Annotated in this window: 10 protein-coding genes and 1 pseudogene; 3 read left to right on the top strand and 8 right to left on the bottom strand. The window is 42.6% G+C overall.

The genetic code is table 11. The annotated features are described in order from the left end of the window. Positions 1-58: 58 nt before the first annotated feature. Together BJP37_RS27890 and BJP37_RS27885 are read right to left on the bottom strand one after the other, a co-directional pair. Positions 59-1,384 carry a phthiocerol/phthiodiolone dimycocerosyl transferase family protein gene (locus BJP37_RS27890; RefSeq protein ID WP_075906539.1) on the bottom strand — a complete coding sequence of 442 codons (1,326 nt, stop codon included), beginning with the start codon at positions 1,382-1,384 and terminating at the stop codon, positions 59-61. 282 nt (positions 1,385-1,666) lie between these two features. Further along, a complete protein-coding gene (locus BJP37_RS27885; RefSeq protein ID WP_075903734.1) occupies positions 1,667-2,389 on the bottom strand; it encodes a linear amide C-N hydrolase in 723 nt (240 codons plus the stop codon). Between the two features lie 983 nt (positions 2,390-3,372). Here BJP37_RS27885 and BJP37_RS27875 point away from each other — a divergent pair. Then, positions 3,373-3,576 carry a hypothetical protein gene (locus BJP37_RS27875; RefSeq protein WP_075903732.1) on the top strand — a complete coding sequence of 68 codons (204 nt, stop codon included), beginning with the start codon at positions 3,373-3,375 and terminating at the stop codon, positions 3,574-3,576. Between the two features lie 885 nt (positions 3,577-4,461). Continuing rightward, a complete protein-coding gene (gene mnmH / locus BJP37_RS27870) occupies positions 4,462-5,526 on the top strand; it encodes a tRNA 2-selenouridine(34) synthase MnmH (RefSeq protein ID WP_075903730.1) in 1,065 nt (354 codons plus the stop codon). 426 nt (positions 5,527-5,952) lie between these two features. On the opposite strand, the gene BJP37_RS27865 is transcribed toward mnmH, so the two are convergent. Continuing rightward, positions 5,953-9,423: a response regulator gene (locus tag BJP37_RS27865; protein ID WP_075906537.1), complete on the bottom strand. Its 3,471-nt coding sequence runs from the start codon at positions 9,421-9,423 to the stop codon at positions 5,953-5,955. Between the two features lie 268 nt (positions 9,424-9,691). On the opposite strand from BJP37_RS27865, the gene BJP37_RS27860 reads away from it, so the two are divergent. Continuing rightward, complete coding sequence (locus BJP37_RS27860; protein WP_075903728.1) at positions 9,692-10,351, top strand: hypothetical protein; 660 nt, start codon at positions 9,692-9,694, stop codon at positions 10,349-10,351. Between the two features lie 292 nt (positions 10,352-10,643). Here BJP37_RS27860 and BJP37_RS27855 read toward each other — a convergent pair whose 3' ends face one another. From BJP37_RS27855 to BJP37_RS27835, 5 genes and pseudogenes are all read right to left on the bottom strand, one after another. Then, positions 10,644-11,453: a peptidoglycan-binding domain-containing protein gene (locus tag BJP37_RS27855; RefSeq protein WP_075903726.1), complete on the bottom strand. Its 810-nt coding sequence runs from the start codon at positions 11,451-11,453 to the stop codon at positions 10,644-10,646. A gap of 140 nt (positions 11,454-11,593) precedes the next feature. Beyond that, positions 11,594-12,868, bottom strand: a complete 1,275-nt coding sequence (locus BJP37_RS27850; RefSeq protein WP_075903724.1) for a M16 family metallopeptidase — start codon at positions 12,866-12,868, stop codon at positions 11,594-11,596. 246 nt (positions 12,869-13,114) lie between these two features. Continuing rightward, positions 13,115-14,401 (bottom strand): M16 family metallopeptidase, encoded by a 1,287-nt coding sequence (locus BJP37_RS27845; protein ID WP_081431357.1) that lies wholly within the window; start codon positions 14,399-14,401, stop codon positions 13,115-13,117. A gap of 114 nt (positions 14,402-14,515) precedes the next feature. Beyond that, positions 14,516-15,800, bottom strand: a pseudogene (iscB, locus tag BJP37_RS27840) (RNA-guided endonuclease IscB). 192 nt (positions 15,801-15,992) lie between these two features. Continuing rightward, complete coding sequence (locus BJP37_RS27835) at positions 15,993-17,411, bottom strand: hypothetical protein (RefSeq protein WP_229415469.1); 1,419 nt, start codon at positions 17,409-17,411, stop codon at positions 15,993-15,995. Between the last annotated feature and the right edge of the window lie 136 nt (positions 17,412-17,547).

The following is a 17,547-nucleotide window of genomic DNA, read 5'->3' as shown; positions in this document are numbered from 1 at the left end:
AACAACCAAAATTCCTAGTCTGACATTTCAGGGTGCAGAATGTAGGTGTAATTCGATTTTAACTAGCCCAGGGCGATATTTTTCCCTTGCTAGCATCAACCAGGTAGGACAGGAAGCTATCTACTAAAGTCTCCATCGTCTCCTGGCTGATTGCAGGCTTAGAAAAGGGGAAATGCAAAAACATTTTTCCCTCAAAAGTTGTAACATTAGCAAGTACAATACCCCCAAACATGGCTTGTGCTGAAGCAAAACTGATTTCTGAGAGTTCAAATTGACCGTAAACTCTGGGAATATTTACTCGACCAATATTGGAAATAGCCACTGTCTGAGGGGCTTGATCTCGGCGGGTGAGCCCCAACTCGAACATCTTCTTATACATCAAAACTCCGGTGAACATATCGCCACGCTTTAAGCCAACTTCCACTTGTTGTCTCACTTCCCGTGCTAATTTCCAGAAGGAGGTATTTGTGTCGAGAGTGTGAAATGACGTTATGGAGCTAACCAGTAAGACCATGTTTTTATTGTCGATCACTGGTTTCAAGTGTTTACGCAGATCAACAGGAATCCAACAGGACACATATTTTTTCTTTCCTGATCCGATTTTTATGGCTGTGGCAAATATCAGCGCCGCACATAAAGCAGCTTGTACTGTTGTCTTTTCTTGACGGCAACGTAGAATCAGCTCTTTGGTAACCTCCGCATCTAACTGTCTATAAACATTGCCAGTACGTCGTAACTCAAGAGGTACAGTCTTCTCAAAACTCAAGCCTTTTGGTTGGCGCCAAATATTTTTGAACAGAAGTCGCAGAATAAACAACAGCTTGTTGATATTACCCCTAAAGCCTTTTGTTGATGGAGGTAATAACTCATCTACAGGGGGAAGTGTCGGTAAGTTAGGCACTGGCACGACTGGTTCACCAGAGATAATTTTCGAGCAGTAGGTCAAGATTTCTGAATATAACTCGATACTCGATAAAGCATCTGAGATGGCGTGGTTTATTTTGATAATCAGATAGCTAGGATTGTTTTCAGAGTACTCCCGCCCTTGCACAAGTACAGCTCGCAATAGCACTTCACTACTCTCAATTTGGGTGTTTAGTTCTTCTAGAAGGGTTTCTTGCCATTGTCTAGAGTTTTGCGTATCTACAACCCGCAAAGGGATCTTTTTTGCACCCGTTTCAAAACGGAGATTATCCACGTCACCGACGATACGAGAATTAAGTCGAGGGTGATGAGTTTGGACAATATCAAGGGCCTGTCTCACAATTTCTTGATTCAGGGGGCCTAAAATGCGCCCGATAATTACTATATTGAATGAGCTATTCAAGCGATTTACTATTTCCATCACTTGCTCTACAGCACAGAGTTTTCTATTATCAATCATGAATATCTCCTCTTTGACCTCTGTTCCTTCCTCAATTCTGGGTTCTTGCAAAAAAGAGTCTCAGGGATTTGCATTAATGAGACTTTAGCAAGCATATAGTAAAGATAGCAATTTGGGATAAAAAAGCCGAAATAATCACAAAAAATAGAATTGTCATTACCGAATATAAAACTAGAGTACTTGCCAGCATATTGAAGTTACGGCGGTTTGCATAACTATCAAGTACACAGGATTTTATCCTTCTTTCCTCTTCCCTGCGCCCTGCGCCCTGTTCCCTGCTCCCTAAAAACCCATAAATTTGTACCTAAGCTGTTCGTCGAAGGTCGGGTCATTGGTCAGCACATTGTATTCCTGACCATGATGGACTTTTAGTTCACCATCAATGTATTCAAAGATCGCTGAATCCCCACTTGGATCCGAGAGCGACAGGTGAAGTGCAAACTCCAGTGGTCCCATAAGTAGTTGAAGCGGTTCCGGCAGCGGGGAGAGAAGCCCTTCCGACACGAGCTCATTAAAGGTGGTTGTGACGATCTGTAAGGGTTGTGCTTCCAGCCCTTGAACTGCCTCTTCAACGGTTGCATAATTATCAAGGACATATTGACCCCAGCCTCCAAGGGACAAGGTTTTCTCACCTGGTTCAATATCACCGTATTTCGTCTTTTCCAAAAAGAGGAGATTGGCAACGAGACCCTGATCGTTTATACCATCAACGGTGGCGATGTCATAGCTCGAGGTAACGATACTGCCATATTTCGAAGTCCATGTGATTGAGTTGGTACCAGCCCCACCATTACGCTTCATGCCTTTCGGAAAGACCCAGAGGTTAGCATCGGGGTCCTGAAACCAGTCCATACTGCGCGCAGTAATTGGTCCGTTTGAACTCCCATGGTAGACTAACCGACTACAAGCCTGAGCCGATGGAACTACTGCCATGGACAGGATAGTAATAAATACAACAAATATAGTTGCTAGCTTCTTGATGATCAAATTATGCTTCTTGATCATTAAGTTCAATACTCCCGAAATTTTTTTGAATCCAGAACGAAGACAATGCAAGGATTGCAGGCTACTTGCCTTAATTTTTTTAATTGTCTACCCAGGGCTAAATTACCAAAGATTGCTTTATCAAGCAAATAATTACCCTGTAAGCCTTACAGCTACTTTACTATAAGTGTCCGGACTATTTTGACATCCTCTCAGGCAGGGCTATTTCATTCTAATTGTAATCGGAATATGGTATAAAGAGCGCGCAAATTCCCTTTAATGCATCTACTCCCGTGTCTCAAATCGCAATTATAGAAGCCAAAGCTTGACTAGAAGATCCTCGTCGTCGTGCCGGACAGCGCCACACTCTTCCACTGTGCCTAGCGCTATTTACTTTGGCCATGCTCCTTTGGAGCCGCCAAAGGCGAACGCTGCAGGAAATAAAGGATTTTTAGCAATTGGAGATTGGATGTAAAGTTACCGTGAAGAGTTAATTGACTATCTCTTACCTCCGAAAAACAGGCTTCCAACTTAGGCGTACTGTACGTCGTGTCTTATTGTATATTAATTACGAAGAGTATTCGATGTGCCTTGCGCGCATTCTTCAATGTACAACCAGCTTGTGGAGAAACCATTGGCTTAGACGGGTTTTGTCCTTAAAGGTTCATATCAGATTGAAAACGATAATCCCAATTCCGACTCCCACCCAGCAATTATGTTGGTCAGTTCTTACATTGTTGAGCGGGGCTTGATTTTAGAACCCTTTGAAGTTGATGCCAAAACCAACGAAATTAAAGCTTTACCAGAGAAGCTTTACGAAACTGGCTCTAAAAGGAGTTGTCAATGCCATAGATGCTATTAATACCCAAAAAAAACTTGTGAATTGATCGTCAACAGTGGCAAGGATTATATAGCTGCTTTAAAAGGTAATCAACGAAGTCTGTTTCAAGATGTTAAAAAAAATTTTATACCCGAATTGACTTGTGCTCAAATAAACAAAGGACATGGTCGAATCGAAAAGCGATGCAGCGCGGTCTTGGGGGTTTCCCCCACTCGCTATTGCATCAAGACAGCGCAATGTTAGTATTTGTCAAAATCTTGATTGTATCCGTCCTTGGCCTGGACTAACCACTTTGATTCAAGTTCAATCAGAACGACAGGTGTTTACACATAATGTAATTGAAGTTACTACTCAGACTCGTTATTAGATTTCTTCTTTAAGTTTAACAGCCCAAGAATTTGCTGAACGTATCCGTGGATATTGGGGTGTCGAGAATAAAGTACACTATGGAACGAGATGTTACTCTTTGGCGTTGATAAATCCAGAATTCGCACTAACCCTCTGCCTAAAATTTTTACGCTCCGCTCGCAATTTTACACTCAATTTATACCGTGACCACATGGAAAGAAAACATGGCACAAGCTCAACGACTCTGTTCTTTTGGTCTAGACACGCTTAAGCAACTTTTTAGAATGAAATAGCCCTGCCTCTCAGGCCTTTTAGCGTTAGCGAAGCTCCTCTGAAAGAGGCAGGTACGGAGATTCTTACTGAGCCCTAGCTTTTCAGTGGATTGACGTTTCATTGGGTGCTGCTACCTTGACAGTAGTCCTACGCTTCCCTTTACGTCTATTTAATGTCTCAGATTGCCAACCCGCGACAATAATACTATAGCATATTTCTTCCCAGTTAATCAATCAAAAAGTTGCCCGCTTATGGATATATTTTTTGTAAATAAAATTGACAAATATATTGACAAAAATAAATTGACGTTATCCGTATAACAAAAAAAACTTGACGTCCTACGTTCTATAAACTTTGTATGGGTAAAGCCTGTTGCCAAAAAGGAGCGAAACATCGTGATATTTAGAGATAATAAAGGGGTAATCATGTTAATTTAGGATTAGTAGATAATTTTAATTTTCAGGTTGATCTGGGGTATTTTCATAGGGGTATATATCATAAAAATGCTCCTATAAAGAATTATAAAATAGGAGTAAATTTTAGCTATTCATGATTCAACAAAATTGAATTATATAGCGTTTTTCGCAGTTATGATGTACAGTATGTCACGAAACACAGAATTGAACATCGAATGCAGCGATCGCATAACTATACCCAGCAGCCAAAGGAAGAAGACTACAGCGAAATTATTGATGTGCGCTCCCCAAGTGAGTTTGCTGAGGATCATATGCCAGGTGCGATTAATCTACCTGTGCTCGATGATCAGCAACGGGCTAAGGTAGGGACTATCTATAAACAAGTGTCTTCCTTTGAAGCTCGTAAAATTGGTGCCTCTCTAGTTGCTGGGAATATCTCTCGACATCTAGAAAGTCACTTTGCTGCTTTGGATAAAAATTACCATCCCTTGGTCTATTGTTGGCGGGGTGGACAGCGTTCCCAGAGTTTGGCAGCAGTGTTAGTTCAAATTGGCTGGCAAGTTACAGTTCTCGACGGGGGATACAAAACCTATCGAGCTTATGTAAGGGAAGAATTAGAACAGTTGCCACAACAGTTTACTTACCGGGTATTGTGTGGACTAACCGGTAGTGGAAAAACCCTGATCTTGCGGCAACTTGCTCAGCGAGGTGTCCAAGTGCTGGATTTAGAAGAGTTAGCCAATCATCGAGGTTCCCTGCTCGGTCAAGAGTGGGAAGGTGAACCATTATCTCAACCATCCCAAAAATGGTTTGAATCCCTGCTATTGGAAAAATTGCAACACTTTGATGTCGATAAGCCAGTATGGGTAGAAGCAGAAAGCAATAAGATTGGACAAATTTATTTGCCTCATTCAGTATGGCAAAACATGAAGGATGCTAGCTGTGTGGAAGTTGAGTTACCCCTGGCACGTCGAATTGAATGGTTGTTGCAAGAGTATCCTCACTTGGGTACTAACCCTGAGTTTTGCAAAGGTAAGCTAGAGTGTCTAAGGTCTCGCTATGGCTGGAAAAAAATTAACCAGTGGTATGAGATGATTGATAGGGGTCAAGGTCATGCTTTGGTAGGAGATTTGCTTGAAACTCATTATGATCCAGCTTACCGCCGCTCGATTAGTAAGTGTTATGGAAATGTAGAATTTACCTTACCGATTGTGGATTTATCAGATCAGAGTGTTCATAATTTTGTCAATAGTTTAGTGTCTTTGACGGAATTATCCTAAACTAAAACGCATTAAAAATGCGTTTTAGCAAGGCAAAAGGCAAAAGGCAAAAGGCAAAAGGCAAAATGGGACTGGGATATATCTTTTTTATTTGATTTAAATAATATACAGTTTAAATGCCAAAAAAAAATCAGGATAGTTAATCAGCAAGTCAAGATTTTATGTCCGAGTACTTATCAAAGTATAATGATAAATTACTGATAACAAAGAATGAGATAATGTCCGGTTGTTTCGGTTAGGTTCATAGTTTATTTTTTTACCCATTACCCTCAAGGATAGCGTTTATCGCAGTTATGAGGTACAGATTATTTTTTCCCTCTTCCCTGCTTCCTGCTCCCTGCTCCCTGCTCCCTGCTCCCTAAAACCCAGAGATTTGTACCTCATAGCTAGGATAATTGCTATATTACACAATTGGGCAACGCCGAATTATGACTCATGCAACGCTTCTGCCCGTTCCCAGTCCTCTGGCACACCATAGCTTTGATACCGTTGGCAGCGTTTGACATAGAGCATGGCTGCTTTATCCTGGGGATTGGTATGTAAAACTGACTGAAATATCTGTTCAGCTTGGGCGAAAGCTTGCCGATGGTAGAGAAAAGCAGCTTGTTCAAAGTTACTCTTAGTTTTTCTTTTTAACTCCTTCAGTTGCGGCTGATCTTGATCAAATAGCTCAAATACTGCCACCGGTTTATTTTTTCCCTTAACTTTGACTCGATCCAGAAACCTATAACTGTACTTTTGAAACTGATTCAGGTTATAGAGGGTTTGTTGGCTAATCATAATCCCTGCACCATAAAGTTTGGTTAATCCTTCCAAGCGGGAAGCAAGATTAACTGCATCAGAAATAACCGTACTTTCCATCCGCTTTTGTTCACCGATGGTTCCTAGCATTAAGCTACCTGTATGTAAACCAATACCGATAGTAATCGGAACATAACCACTTTGGCACCGATGCTGATTGTAGACCGCCACTGTTTGTTGCATCTCAAGTGCACCTTGAACCCCATCATCCGCTGACTCAGGAAAAAGTGCCATAACTCCATCTCCAATGTACTTATCAATAAAACCGTTGTGAGCGCGGATTGCTGGACTAACTCGACTCAGATAGCTATTAATAAAATTAAAATTTTCTTGAGGAGATAACTGTTCTGATAGGCTGGTAAAAGAGCGAATATCAGCAAAAAGAACAGTCATTTCTTTTTGAACATGATCCCCTAATTTAACATCAACAATACTGTCATATCCCAGGAAGCGCAAAAAATCATGGGGGACAAACTTACCATAAGCCGAGGTAATTTTAGAAAGCCGTAGATGACTTTTAATTCGGGCTAACAATTCATGTTTAGAACAAGGCTTAGTCAGATAATCATTTACCCCACAAGTAAACCCTTCTACCAAATCGGAAACTTGATTGTTGGCGGTTAACATGATCACCGGAAGTTCACTGGGCAAAAACTTCTGGCGAATTTTTGCACAAACTTCATAGCCCGTCATGCGGGGCATCATCACATCCAGTAAGATCAAGTCAGGCTGGAAGCCAGTTGAGAGCATTTCTAAAGCTTCTAAACCATTAGTGGCTGTAGCGATCGCATAGTTTTCCATGGAAAGATAATTGGTAAGAACCTGACGGTTGACTGGTTCATCGTCCACAATCAAAATTTTGATATATCCACTGTCTGCTGCTAAGGTTCCAGTAAAGTTCGGGGTTTCATTCGTCAAATCCGGAACTGGAGCGATTGATTCAATTTGCAAAAGTGCTGAGGTCTGCTGAACCTGCCTCTGAGACACTGGCAAAGTAAATGTAAACTGGGAACCAGACTTATTTTGCAATCCCTTAGGGGATCCTCCCAGGCGAAATTGTGCTTCTGGCAAGCTACGCGATCGCACATGAATTTTGCCACCGTGTAACTCGACTAACTGTCTAGTAACCGCTAATCCCAAACCCCTCCCGCCATATTTTTTAGTCCTGGAGCAATCTACTGATTCAAAGGAGTCAAAAATCCGATTTAATTTATCTGCTGGAATACCAATTCCTGTATCTGAGACAGTAATGACTAACATTGGTAACTCGTCATTGCTAACGGGTAACTGTTCAGCTAATACTTCCACCCTACCAGATTCAGTAAACTTAATAGCATTTTCGATTAAGTTATAAAAAATTTGTTGCAGCCGATTTTCGTCAGCATCTACCAAGGGCATATCAGCAGGAATTGAGTTAATTAACTTCAAAGGTTTTTCCCCAATTAGAGAGTTGGAATGTCCAAGGACGAGATTGACTATTTCTCGCAGGCTGACTGGCTTAATTTCAAGTTCAAGATGTTTGTGTTTTAGCTTCGAAAAATCCAGGAGATCGTTGACTAAATTCCCTAGTCTTTTTCCACTAGATGCAATGATGGCAAGATTAGCGTTTGCTTTGGAGGGCAATTGTCCTGCAACACCATCTATCAGGGATTCAGCAATACTGATCATGCCATTGAGGGGGGTGCGGAGTTCTTGGGAGGTATTCGCTAAAAATTCGTTTTTCAGTTGATCGAGGTGCTGCAATTCAGTATTCTTGGCTTCTAGGGTGGCAAAGGACTCTTGCAATTGTCTTGCCATGTTATTAAATGCCTTAACCAAAACCCCAAGCTCATCGGAGCGCTCCTGGTTGACAATTTGGTCAAATTGTCCCTTCTCTAGAGCAATGGCTGCATCCTTCAGTTGGAGGATAGGCCGCACAACCCAACGGGATGTAACGATTCCGACTTCTGTTGCTAGTAACAATGCTACTAGGCATAAGGCAATAGTAGTGCGGGTATGGGCGTGGATTTGTTCGATGAAATCCGCTTCTGGCACCACTACCACAATCAACCAATCCAAGCCAAACTCATCTTGAAACGGCTGTATTTGTAAAAATTTTCGTTTACCGTCAACAGCAAATTCCCATTGCTGTAAACGTTGAATTGGTTGTTTTTGATTCAGCTTGGTTGATAAATATTGAGCCGTAGCTTTAGTGAAAGCATTACTACTATCCGTTGCTTTAACTCGTTCCGCTCCGTAGTCTTTGTTAGTAGTGCGAAAAGGTTTTTCACCAGTAGAGGTTGCCACAAGCATTCCCGAACGTTCAATGATAAAAACTTGTCCAGTTTTGCCAACCTTTATACTGCGTAAAAATTTGCCAATTTGTGATAGGTTGATATTGGTTAGAAGTACCCCCTGCAATTGATCCTGTTTGTCGTAAAACGGCATTGATGCACCGAGATAGGCAGTTATACCAGCAGTATTGGGGTAAATTTCACTCCAAGTTGAGCGACCAGCTTTGACAGCAGTGCTATACCATGGTCGAGTGCGCGGATCAAATTTAATACTGTCTAGGATTTCCTGACGCTTCTTGATGCAGTCACTCATGGGGATTTCCCCCAAGACCGCGCTGCATCGCTCCCCAAATTCGTTAGTAGAATAGGAGTGAAAAATATGATTGGTAGCTTTGGTGGACACTCTTAGTATCAGTGTACCATCATCTAATCTTTCTGCTCCTAGGTTGTCTTTATTCTCTAAGCCTAATCCAGTAAATGTCAGGGTATTAAAGATCTGAAGCTGCCGCCAAAAGTAACGCTCTAATTGAGGAATATCTTGCAAATTCAATTGACCTAGATTGATGGCAGTGGCATTAATCTGATTTACTACATGAGGAATGGTTAGGTAAGATTCCAAATTCTGCTCAACCCGAGCATTGACTTCTTCAAGCAGTTGAGTAGCAACATCATTAACCGCTCTCTTGCTGTTTCTATAGGACAGATATCCCACAAGTCCCACAGCTGCGAAGATTTGCAGGACAAATGGTATGACCAAGATCAGGCGAAGGGGAACTTTCCCAGAAACCTTGGAAACCCCTTGGGCTAAAGATTTGAATATCATTTGCTTGTGCCATCCTGCTTGACTGACAAATCGCATTTGAGTTACATTTACAGAGTTCCCAGAAATTTAGAAAAAGTAGCGTCAGCACCCTTGACTGAAGTAAGCAGGCTTAAAGTCCTTGATTTCCTGATGCCTGAATGCTTAGAAAGGACTTCATAAATCTTTATCTGGAGTATCCCTTGTTTTGTTACCAAATTATCGTGAGCGGAGTATAATAGAGTTATTTGGCCATTAACTCTAACCTTAGTTTTGGTTTGGGAGCATCAAAATGCTTACTTTAAAAGTGTTCTCAGTGGCTACAGTTGCCGTCCTATTAAGCAGTTGCTTAATACCTGAAAAAGCCTTGGCTAGTCGTCTTGATTTCACCACTGAAGCGATTGGGAGCTCAAGTCCTTCAAGAATACTAAATGCCAGTATTGGTCAAACCCTACAAAACGGCGATTTTACGATAGAAAGGACTGGGGGTAACACCACCCTTGGTAATGGAATTGATGAAGATACCAGTTGGAGCTTTGATTTTTCTGACTTGGGAACATCAATAAATGAGTTATCGCAAGCGAAACTAATTTTAGACCTGACACCAAACAACTCCCTGATTACTACCGATGTATTTGGGATCATAGGATTGGATACTATTATTATTGATCTGATCCGCAATCTCCCAGTACGAACTAAGCAATCGGTGTCTTTAAATTTACTGGAGTTTTACGACTCAGGAGAAATCGTGAACGTCTTTAATGCCAATAGTGGCAAGATTCCAGTATTTTATGGAGATGATGCCATTGTTTCTCGTGCTGAGCTGTCATTGTCTACAGGTGAAAGAATTCCCGAACCTACTGCTACCCTAGGGATTTTAGCTTTGGGGGCTTTAGGAATTAGTTCCGTATTGAAGCAGAAAGTCAAGCAGCAGAAACAAGCAAAGCAGTAATATCAATCAAGAATTATCACTAGTTAACCGGCAAAAATATATAGCAATTGTCTTTCCCATGAGGTACAAATAGATCCCCCTAAATCCCCCTTAAAAAGGGGGACTTTGAGCTTGAGAAGGGTACCTCATAAATGCAATAAACGCTATAACTAACACTATAACTAGTGTTTTGTTGACGGTTGATGATTGAATAGTTAACAGTGAACAGTTAACTTTCAATCGTCAACCATGCCCTTAAGGCCGTAGGCCACGCTGCGCGAACGGCCACGCTACGGGAACCACAAAAATTTCATCAACGTAGCAAAGCATTCCAAGTAGCAGGACCAACAATGCCATCAGGTTCTAGTTTGAACTTGCGCTGAGCGGCTTGAACTGCGGCTTTCGTAACCTCTCCAAATACCCCATCTACTGTGGCTTTTAAAAAACCAAGAGATTTCAGTCGCCTCTGCAATTGCTGGACTGCTGGACCACGCATACCTTGTCGGAGAATTGGTAAGGTTATAGCCCTAGGCTTAGTTCTCTCAACAGTGACCGCATTGCCTGTTGTGGTAGTGCGATTACCAAAGCCAGTGCTGGTTGCTGGGGAGGAAGGGTTGGGACGAGTTGTGGTGGTTTGGGTAATAGCTTCTGTGATGGAAGGCCTCGGAAACGATGAAGCTGAGATGCCATCAGAGGTGGTTGGTGGTGTTCTACTTGCTGAGGGTAAGGGATTGGAAGTAGAGGTTGAGGATGTTGGATTGGGTGGGATGCTTGGAAACAAAAAATTCCATTCAGCAGCTCCCATGATGCCATGGGGAGTTAAACCCGCTTGTTGCTGGAGCTTGGAGACAGCGATCGCAGTATTATCTCCATAAAACCCATTTACCTCTCCTGTGTAATACCCCAATAATTTAAGAACTGCTTGTAATTCAGATACTCTTTCCCCCTCACTACCAATGTCGAGAGTTGGTCGGTTGATTTTCACTTGGGTAATTGCTTGAGCCAGTTTTGGGACAACGCCATTGGCTTCAAGGGCAACTGATGGCAAATTCCCTAAGCTAAGGGCTACTGATCCAAAGATAGTTATACCGATAATGCTGTTAGTGGTGTCTATAGAATCCATATCTTTACAGCCAATTAAATCTTGTCACGACTTAATTTAACTTTATCGATTTAAGCGGATTTATAGACAACAATAAATTGAGGTCTCCCCCAGTTAAAAGGTAAAACACGGGAGAGACCTGAAGTTTTTGCTTTGCTCTGTTAACCCAGGAAGTTGATTGCAACAGCCGGTCCGACTAGAGAAATATAAGGTTCAATGAAATAGCGATTAGCTGCTGCTTGAGCCATCTCTGGAGTAACCCTTGTCACATCTTGTTGAAACAGGGTATCAAACTCAACTCCTAGCCCGATCGTCTCATACCAGCCATAGACTTGAGCTAGCTGACCATTAGTTTGTTTACCTAGTGCATACTGACCAAGAAGCTTATTTTTGGCAACTTGCAATTCATCCTGACTCAGTTGTTGAGAACAAAGACGTTCCACTTCGGTAACCAGACCAACCAGTGCAGTTTCTGTATTTTCCGGTGCTGTCCCCATGTAGGCTATAAACGTAGAAGCCGACTGGCGTGTAGGAAACAATGCTGAGACATCATAGGCTAAACCCCGCTTTTCTCTGAGTTCTACAAACAAGCGGCTAGAAAGACCATTCCCTAGGTAGGTATTCAGGAGTTTGAGGGTAGCAAAGTCAGCCTCTTGTATGGCTGAGGTAAGATAACCCAGCATCACAATCGACTGCTGCGTCTCTTGGGCAGTAGTCACTTGGCAGGGTTGGGCAATGGGGGAGGGTAAGGAGGGTTTGCTCAGGGGTGTATCGGGAACTTGCCAATCCCCAAACACTTGCTCCACCTGCTTAATCGCATCTTCTGAGTTAATACGACCTGCAATACTAATTATGAGGTTATCAGGGCGGAAATAAGTCTGATGATAGTGTTCTAAGTCAGCTCGACCGAGTGTAGATACCGTAGCTTCTTCTCCCAACACCGAAAAGCCGTAGGGATGGTCTTGATAGATTGCCTGTCGCAATTGCTTATAGGCAATGTTAAAGGGTTGCTCCTGTTGGGCACGAATAGTTTGAATGGTTAGGTACCTTTCTAGGTCTACTTCAGCATCTGGGAAACTAGGCGATCGCAACATCTGCCCTGCTAGCTGTAACATTTCAAACCAGTCAGCTGCAACGGTTTTCAGGGAGAGTAGAAAATAATCGTTAGCCGCATCAGCACCAAGTTGAGCCCCCATAGACTCCACCCGTTCGGCAATGTCTATGGAGGATAATTCTTGGGTTCCCTTGGTGATAACTGCTGAGACCAGGTGAGATAGCCCAGCTTGGTTTGGTGGATCGCACTGACTACCTGCCCGAATAAATAGACGGCTGGCAATGATATCAGCAGCAGCATTTTCAACTACAATCACCACGATGCCATTATCTAGCACTGTGCGATGGATATTCTGTTGTTGCTTTAGTGTGATATTAGGCATGATGGTCTTAGGTATTAGGCTTGATAGTCTTAGGTCTTAGGAAAATTTTAAATTCCAAATTTTAAATGCACGAATTACCACTTTTACTACATGCCTTTGTGAGGAGTTACTACCTTTAATGAGTTACGATCTAAGCTATCCTTTTGAGGATTGTGATAGATCAGGTAATAGGTATAAATATACCGAATCCGCTAAGTTAATTACATCTAAATATCTCAGCTTTGGAATCTAAAAATGAGTTACGATCTAAGCTATACTGTTGAGAATTGTGATAGCATAGCGATGGGGATAAAGATACCGCTGGGCTAATTGCATTACGTCATTAGCTGTTAGCTTTTGAATCTCAATCGGATAACTATAGGCTGCTTCTGCTGTAGCAATAGTGCTGTAGTAACCATACAAACCAGCAAGTTGACCAGCAGATTCTGTGGAAAAAATATAGTCGTTATAGAGCTGACGTTGACAGCGTTTGATTTCTGTGGTTGACACTGGTGTCTGTTGCAATTGCCACAGATGTTCCCTAATTATTGCTTCTACCTGTTCCAGGTACTCGGGTTCTAGGTAGGCGGTAATCGTAAACAAACTCGAATCACGCTGTAGAGAGAAACTACTACCAATGTCTTGCACTAATTGTTTCTCTTCCCTTAATTCTCTTACCAAGCGAGAAGAGCGTCCATCAGCCAGGAGCACAGACAGTAAATCCAAACCACAAGCATCCCCAAGCTGATCTATCCCTGGTCCATGCCAAGCCATCAATAGACGTGAGTGCTCCAGACGAGGCAAGTTTAGTTCCTGACGCCTAATTCCGATAAATGGTGCTTCAGCCATCACCTCTGGTTTAGGACAATCACTGGGGGAAGCAAAATCTTGAAATGACTGGTTAACTATAGTTAATGCTGACTCTTGGTCAATATCACCTACAATCACCACAGTCATATTTTCTGGCTGGTAATGGCATTGGTGGAAACAGCGCATTTGTTGGGGATAGTGAGCCATCAAATCCGCTTCAGTACCCAGAATCGGTCTGCCATAGGGGTGACGTTGGTAAACGCTCTCAGAAAGAGCCTGAAATCCAACCCAATCAGGATTATCGTAGCTGCCACGAATTTCTTCTAACACCACACACCGTTCCCGGACAAATTCTTCTTCAGGAATAGCAGGATGCAAGAGTAATTCTGCCAAGGGAGGCAGGGTGTGTTTTAAGTACTCAGAAGCACTGGTTACGAAAAAATGAGCAAAGTCATGGCTAGTAGCGGCATTCGTTACACCACCGTGGCTTTCAATCACATAGTCAAACACACCAGGAGCAATGGTCTCGGTGCCTTTAAAAATCATGTGTTCCAAGAAGTGAGCCATGCCATACAATTCTTCTGGTTCTGCGATCGCACCAGCACCAACCCACACATCCGCCACTACTACTGGTGTAGCGCTTAGGTATTGATGAATGACATTCAAGCCATTGGTCAGTTTGAAAACACTAGCAGGAAACTTTACTTGAGGTAGGGGCTCAGATAACAATGCTTCTAATCTCAATGTGTAACTTTTTACATGATATTACTTAACGTTAATTTTGATTAACCCAGTGTTAAAGATCATGATTACTACTTCAAACTTCCCCTAACTAAGTGCCAGGAACGTCTAGGACGACTATTTCCAGGTAAATTCCGGCATGTGCTGGCAAAAGCTGTAAGTGTATCCATCTTTTCGGTGTATTGCTGATATATCTTGAGGAAAGCAGCTCTTATAACCTTTCATTCCTAACGGGGTAAATCCAAAGCTTCCTTTGCTTCTAGGGGTGACTTTGCCTATCCCTAGTTTTTGATGCTTGGCTATGTCCCCAGTGAGCCAGCCTTTGATGGGTTTGAGTGGGTTGTGTCTAATGGGATAACCGTATTTGTTAAGTGCTGCTTTCTGTCTCCCTCCCTGCCCCTTGCAAGTGACTAACAGCGGCTGAGAGGTTTTCAAGACCAAGGTCTCAATATTCCCAACACAAGCGGCATCAATAAGCGTGCTGCTTAGGTAGTCCTAATCTAGTCCGGTTGTATTTGGTTTGCGCTCCCGTTCCGGTGACCACAAACTTGATTGATCGAAGTACCTTTACTAACTTGTTACGAGTCGTATTCACCGCTGCTGCATCCGGTAATGGTTGCTTAGTTTTAGTTTTGATTTTCTGAAGTAGATTTGGTTTCTTTTTTAGGAATTCCTCTATGGGTTTGTTTCCTTTCCGTTGATTGCATTTTTCGCAGGCTAAGCAGAGATTACTGACCCGATTACTTCCACCCAATGACTTTGGGTGAATGTGTTCGATCTGCAAGGGAACAGACTGTTTACCGCAATAGGTACATTCTCTTCCCCATTTCTCAAGTAAGTACTCCTTTACTTCGTAGCCAGCTAGTTCACCTTGTTGGTACTCAACACCATTGATTTCAGGGTTCTGCATTTTCTGGGTATCAAACTTAACTCTTTCGACCCAAACCTGATTGATTGGACAGAACTTAATTAATCGTTTCACCCAGGTTTCAATAGTCAAAACCCTGTGCTCTAAGCTAGGGGCAAGCCAGCCTTCTTTTCGTCTACGGTTAAGGAATCTTGGTTTTCTGTAGCGGGTGTTGCGATTACGCCTTCGGTGTCTTACAGCTTTTCTAGACTCTAGTTTTTTCTTGATCAATCCTCCCCTGTGTTCTAATTCCATTCCCCAAATAACTTGGTTGTTTTGGACTAGGGCAAATCCGGTGACCTTGCTGCCAGGGTCAATCTTGATTTGACAAGGTGAGATAGTTGGATTATCAATCGCAGTCTTCAAGATGATTGTGAACGGGTACATTCTGAAAACCGCTGCCTTGCCTTTGTCTAATAACCGACGAGCTTTCTTTGGGGAAATGGGGTTTAATGGTTGGTTTTTTGTGTCAATAACAAAAACATAATTTTGCATGATTAATGCATCTCAATTCGGTAATGTGTTCCTAGACAATGTTGAGATGGCTTGTTGAGCTAACCACACATTTTGCCTTTATCTTAATGATTAGCGACAGAGCCAGAAGCTGGAGTTCACCCCTGGGTGTCATGACCAAACCAACGTAGGAAGTAAATCCTGAGTCTGCATCCTAGTTGGCAATCCCGGAAATTACCGGGAATTGCCAAGGCTTACACTAGGAGGACTGTGTACCTGAATCAGAGCTCCATCAGCGGTATAGATTTCCATAGGGATATCGGAATTATAGCTAATCCCTTTGAGGGCATCTTCTAAAGTCAATACGTGATTGACGATGCCAGCGTGAGCCTCTACATCACCTCTAACTTGAGCGGTGATGGCTGTTTGTCTGACCTGATACATATAAGTAGGTGTTAATTCTACTTTAATCAGACTTTCATCAATGGTGTAATTACAAACTCGAGTTTCCCCAGTACAGATTTGTTCAAGATCACTACCAATTTGTTTTAACTTTACCTGCAACTGCAACTTGCTTTGAACTGCTTTAAGGGCGTTTTGATAAGGCTCAATTAAAGACTGTGCATTTTTATGGTAGTATGTAGAGTTAGGAACCTGCTTCACGTAATTTAAAGCGTTGCGCCAATGAATCGCAGCCACCGACCATTGCTGCTTTCCCTGAGCTTTTTGAGCCAACTGAGCCAGACGTAGTCCCTGATTGTAGGCGTTGGTAGCAATTTTTTCCTGGGTTTTGCGATCGCGCGCCCTAGCCAGATTGGTTTTATAGAATTCCTGCAGTCGTTGCTTGTCCTCTTCAACGGTTGTTGCTTTAGGAATTTGGTTGAGACGGTCTAATGCAGTTTTCCAAGTACTATAAACTAGTTGCCATTCCTCTAAAGTCTGGGCTACACCCTGGCGAGCTTGGGCAATCTGAGCCGCTTTCTTAGCCGCTTTCATAATTTGATTAGCCTGTCTTTCTTTGACTAATCGCCGATTAACTTCGTCTAAATTGACCTTATATAGCTTAATTTTTTGTTGCGCTATAGCATTAAGGCTACTCTCCTTAGGCATTTGTTCAAGGCGGGCAATTGCCTCTCGCCACAGTTTTTGAATTGCTATCCACTTTGATGCCTTATGGGGAGGATTTTTCCCTTTATGACCTGCCCTAGCCGCCATTTGCATGGCTGTCACTAACTGATCTAGGTCTTTACCTCTAACTTGATAGGCTTGAAGCAACTCTTGTGCTGTTTCATGCTTCATTGACCAAAACGGAATTGCTTTGAGTGCTTCAATCGCTGTCTTTAATTCCTTCTGAGCTTCGAGAATGTCCTTTCCCGATTTAGGTTTTTTGAGGGTGTCTGCTGATTTTTTACTCAATAGCTGAGCTTCATTCATTACACTACAAGACCCAAATACGCAGGGACGGGTAAAAACATAAAAGCCGCCGGTTAAAAATACTAGACCCAATCCCATGCCCACCACCACCAACAAAAGAAACGTACTTTTAGAATTTCCTTCATGGGGTTGTAGTGTTTCAGAGAATGGCTCATCGGTTTGAGCGTCGGGATCAGAAAGTGGTTCGTCCCAAGGGTGGGGTGCAACGTCAGAATCCATTGATTGATCGTTGCTTTGGTTAGACTCAGGGGTTAACTGGTTAGAATCCATTGCCTGTAGCAGGAGCAAAGCCAGAGATACCAAAAAGCGATGCAGCGCGGTCTTGGGGAGGCAGCGCGGTCTTGGGGGTTCCCCC

It is taken from the genome of Moorena bouillonii PNG (assembly GCF_001942495.1).
In the GTDB taxonomy this organism is placed as follows: domain Bacteria; phylum Cyanobacteriota; class Cyanobacteriia; order Cyanobacteriales; family Coleofasciculaceae; genus Moorena; species Moorena bouillonii.
This window is presented reverse-complemented; position numbering and strand designations above follow the sequence as displayed.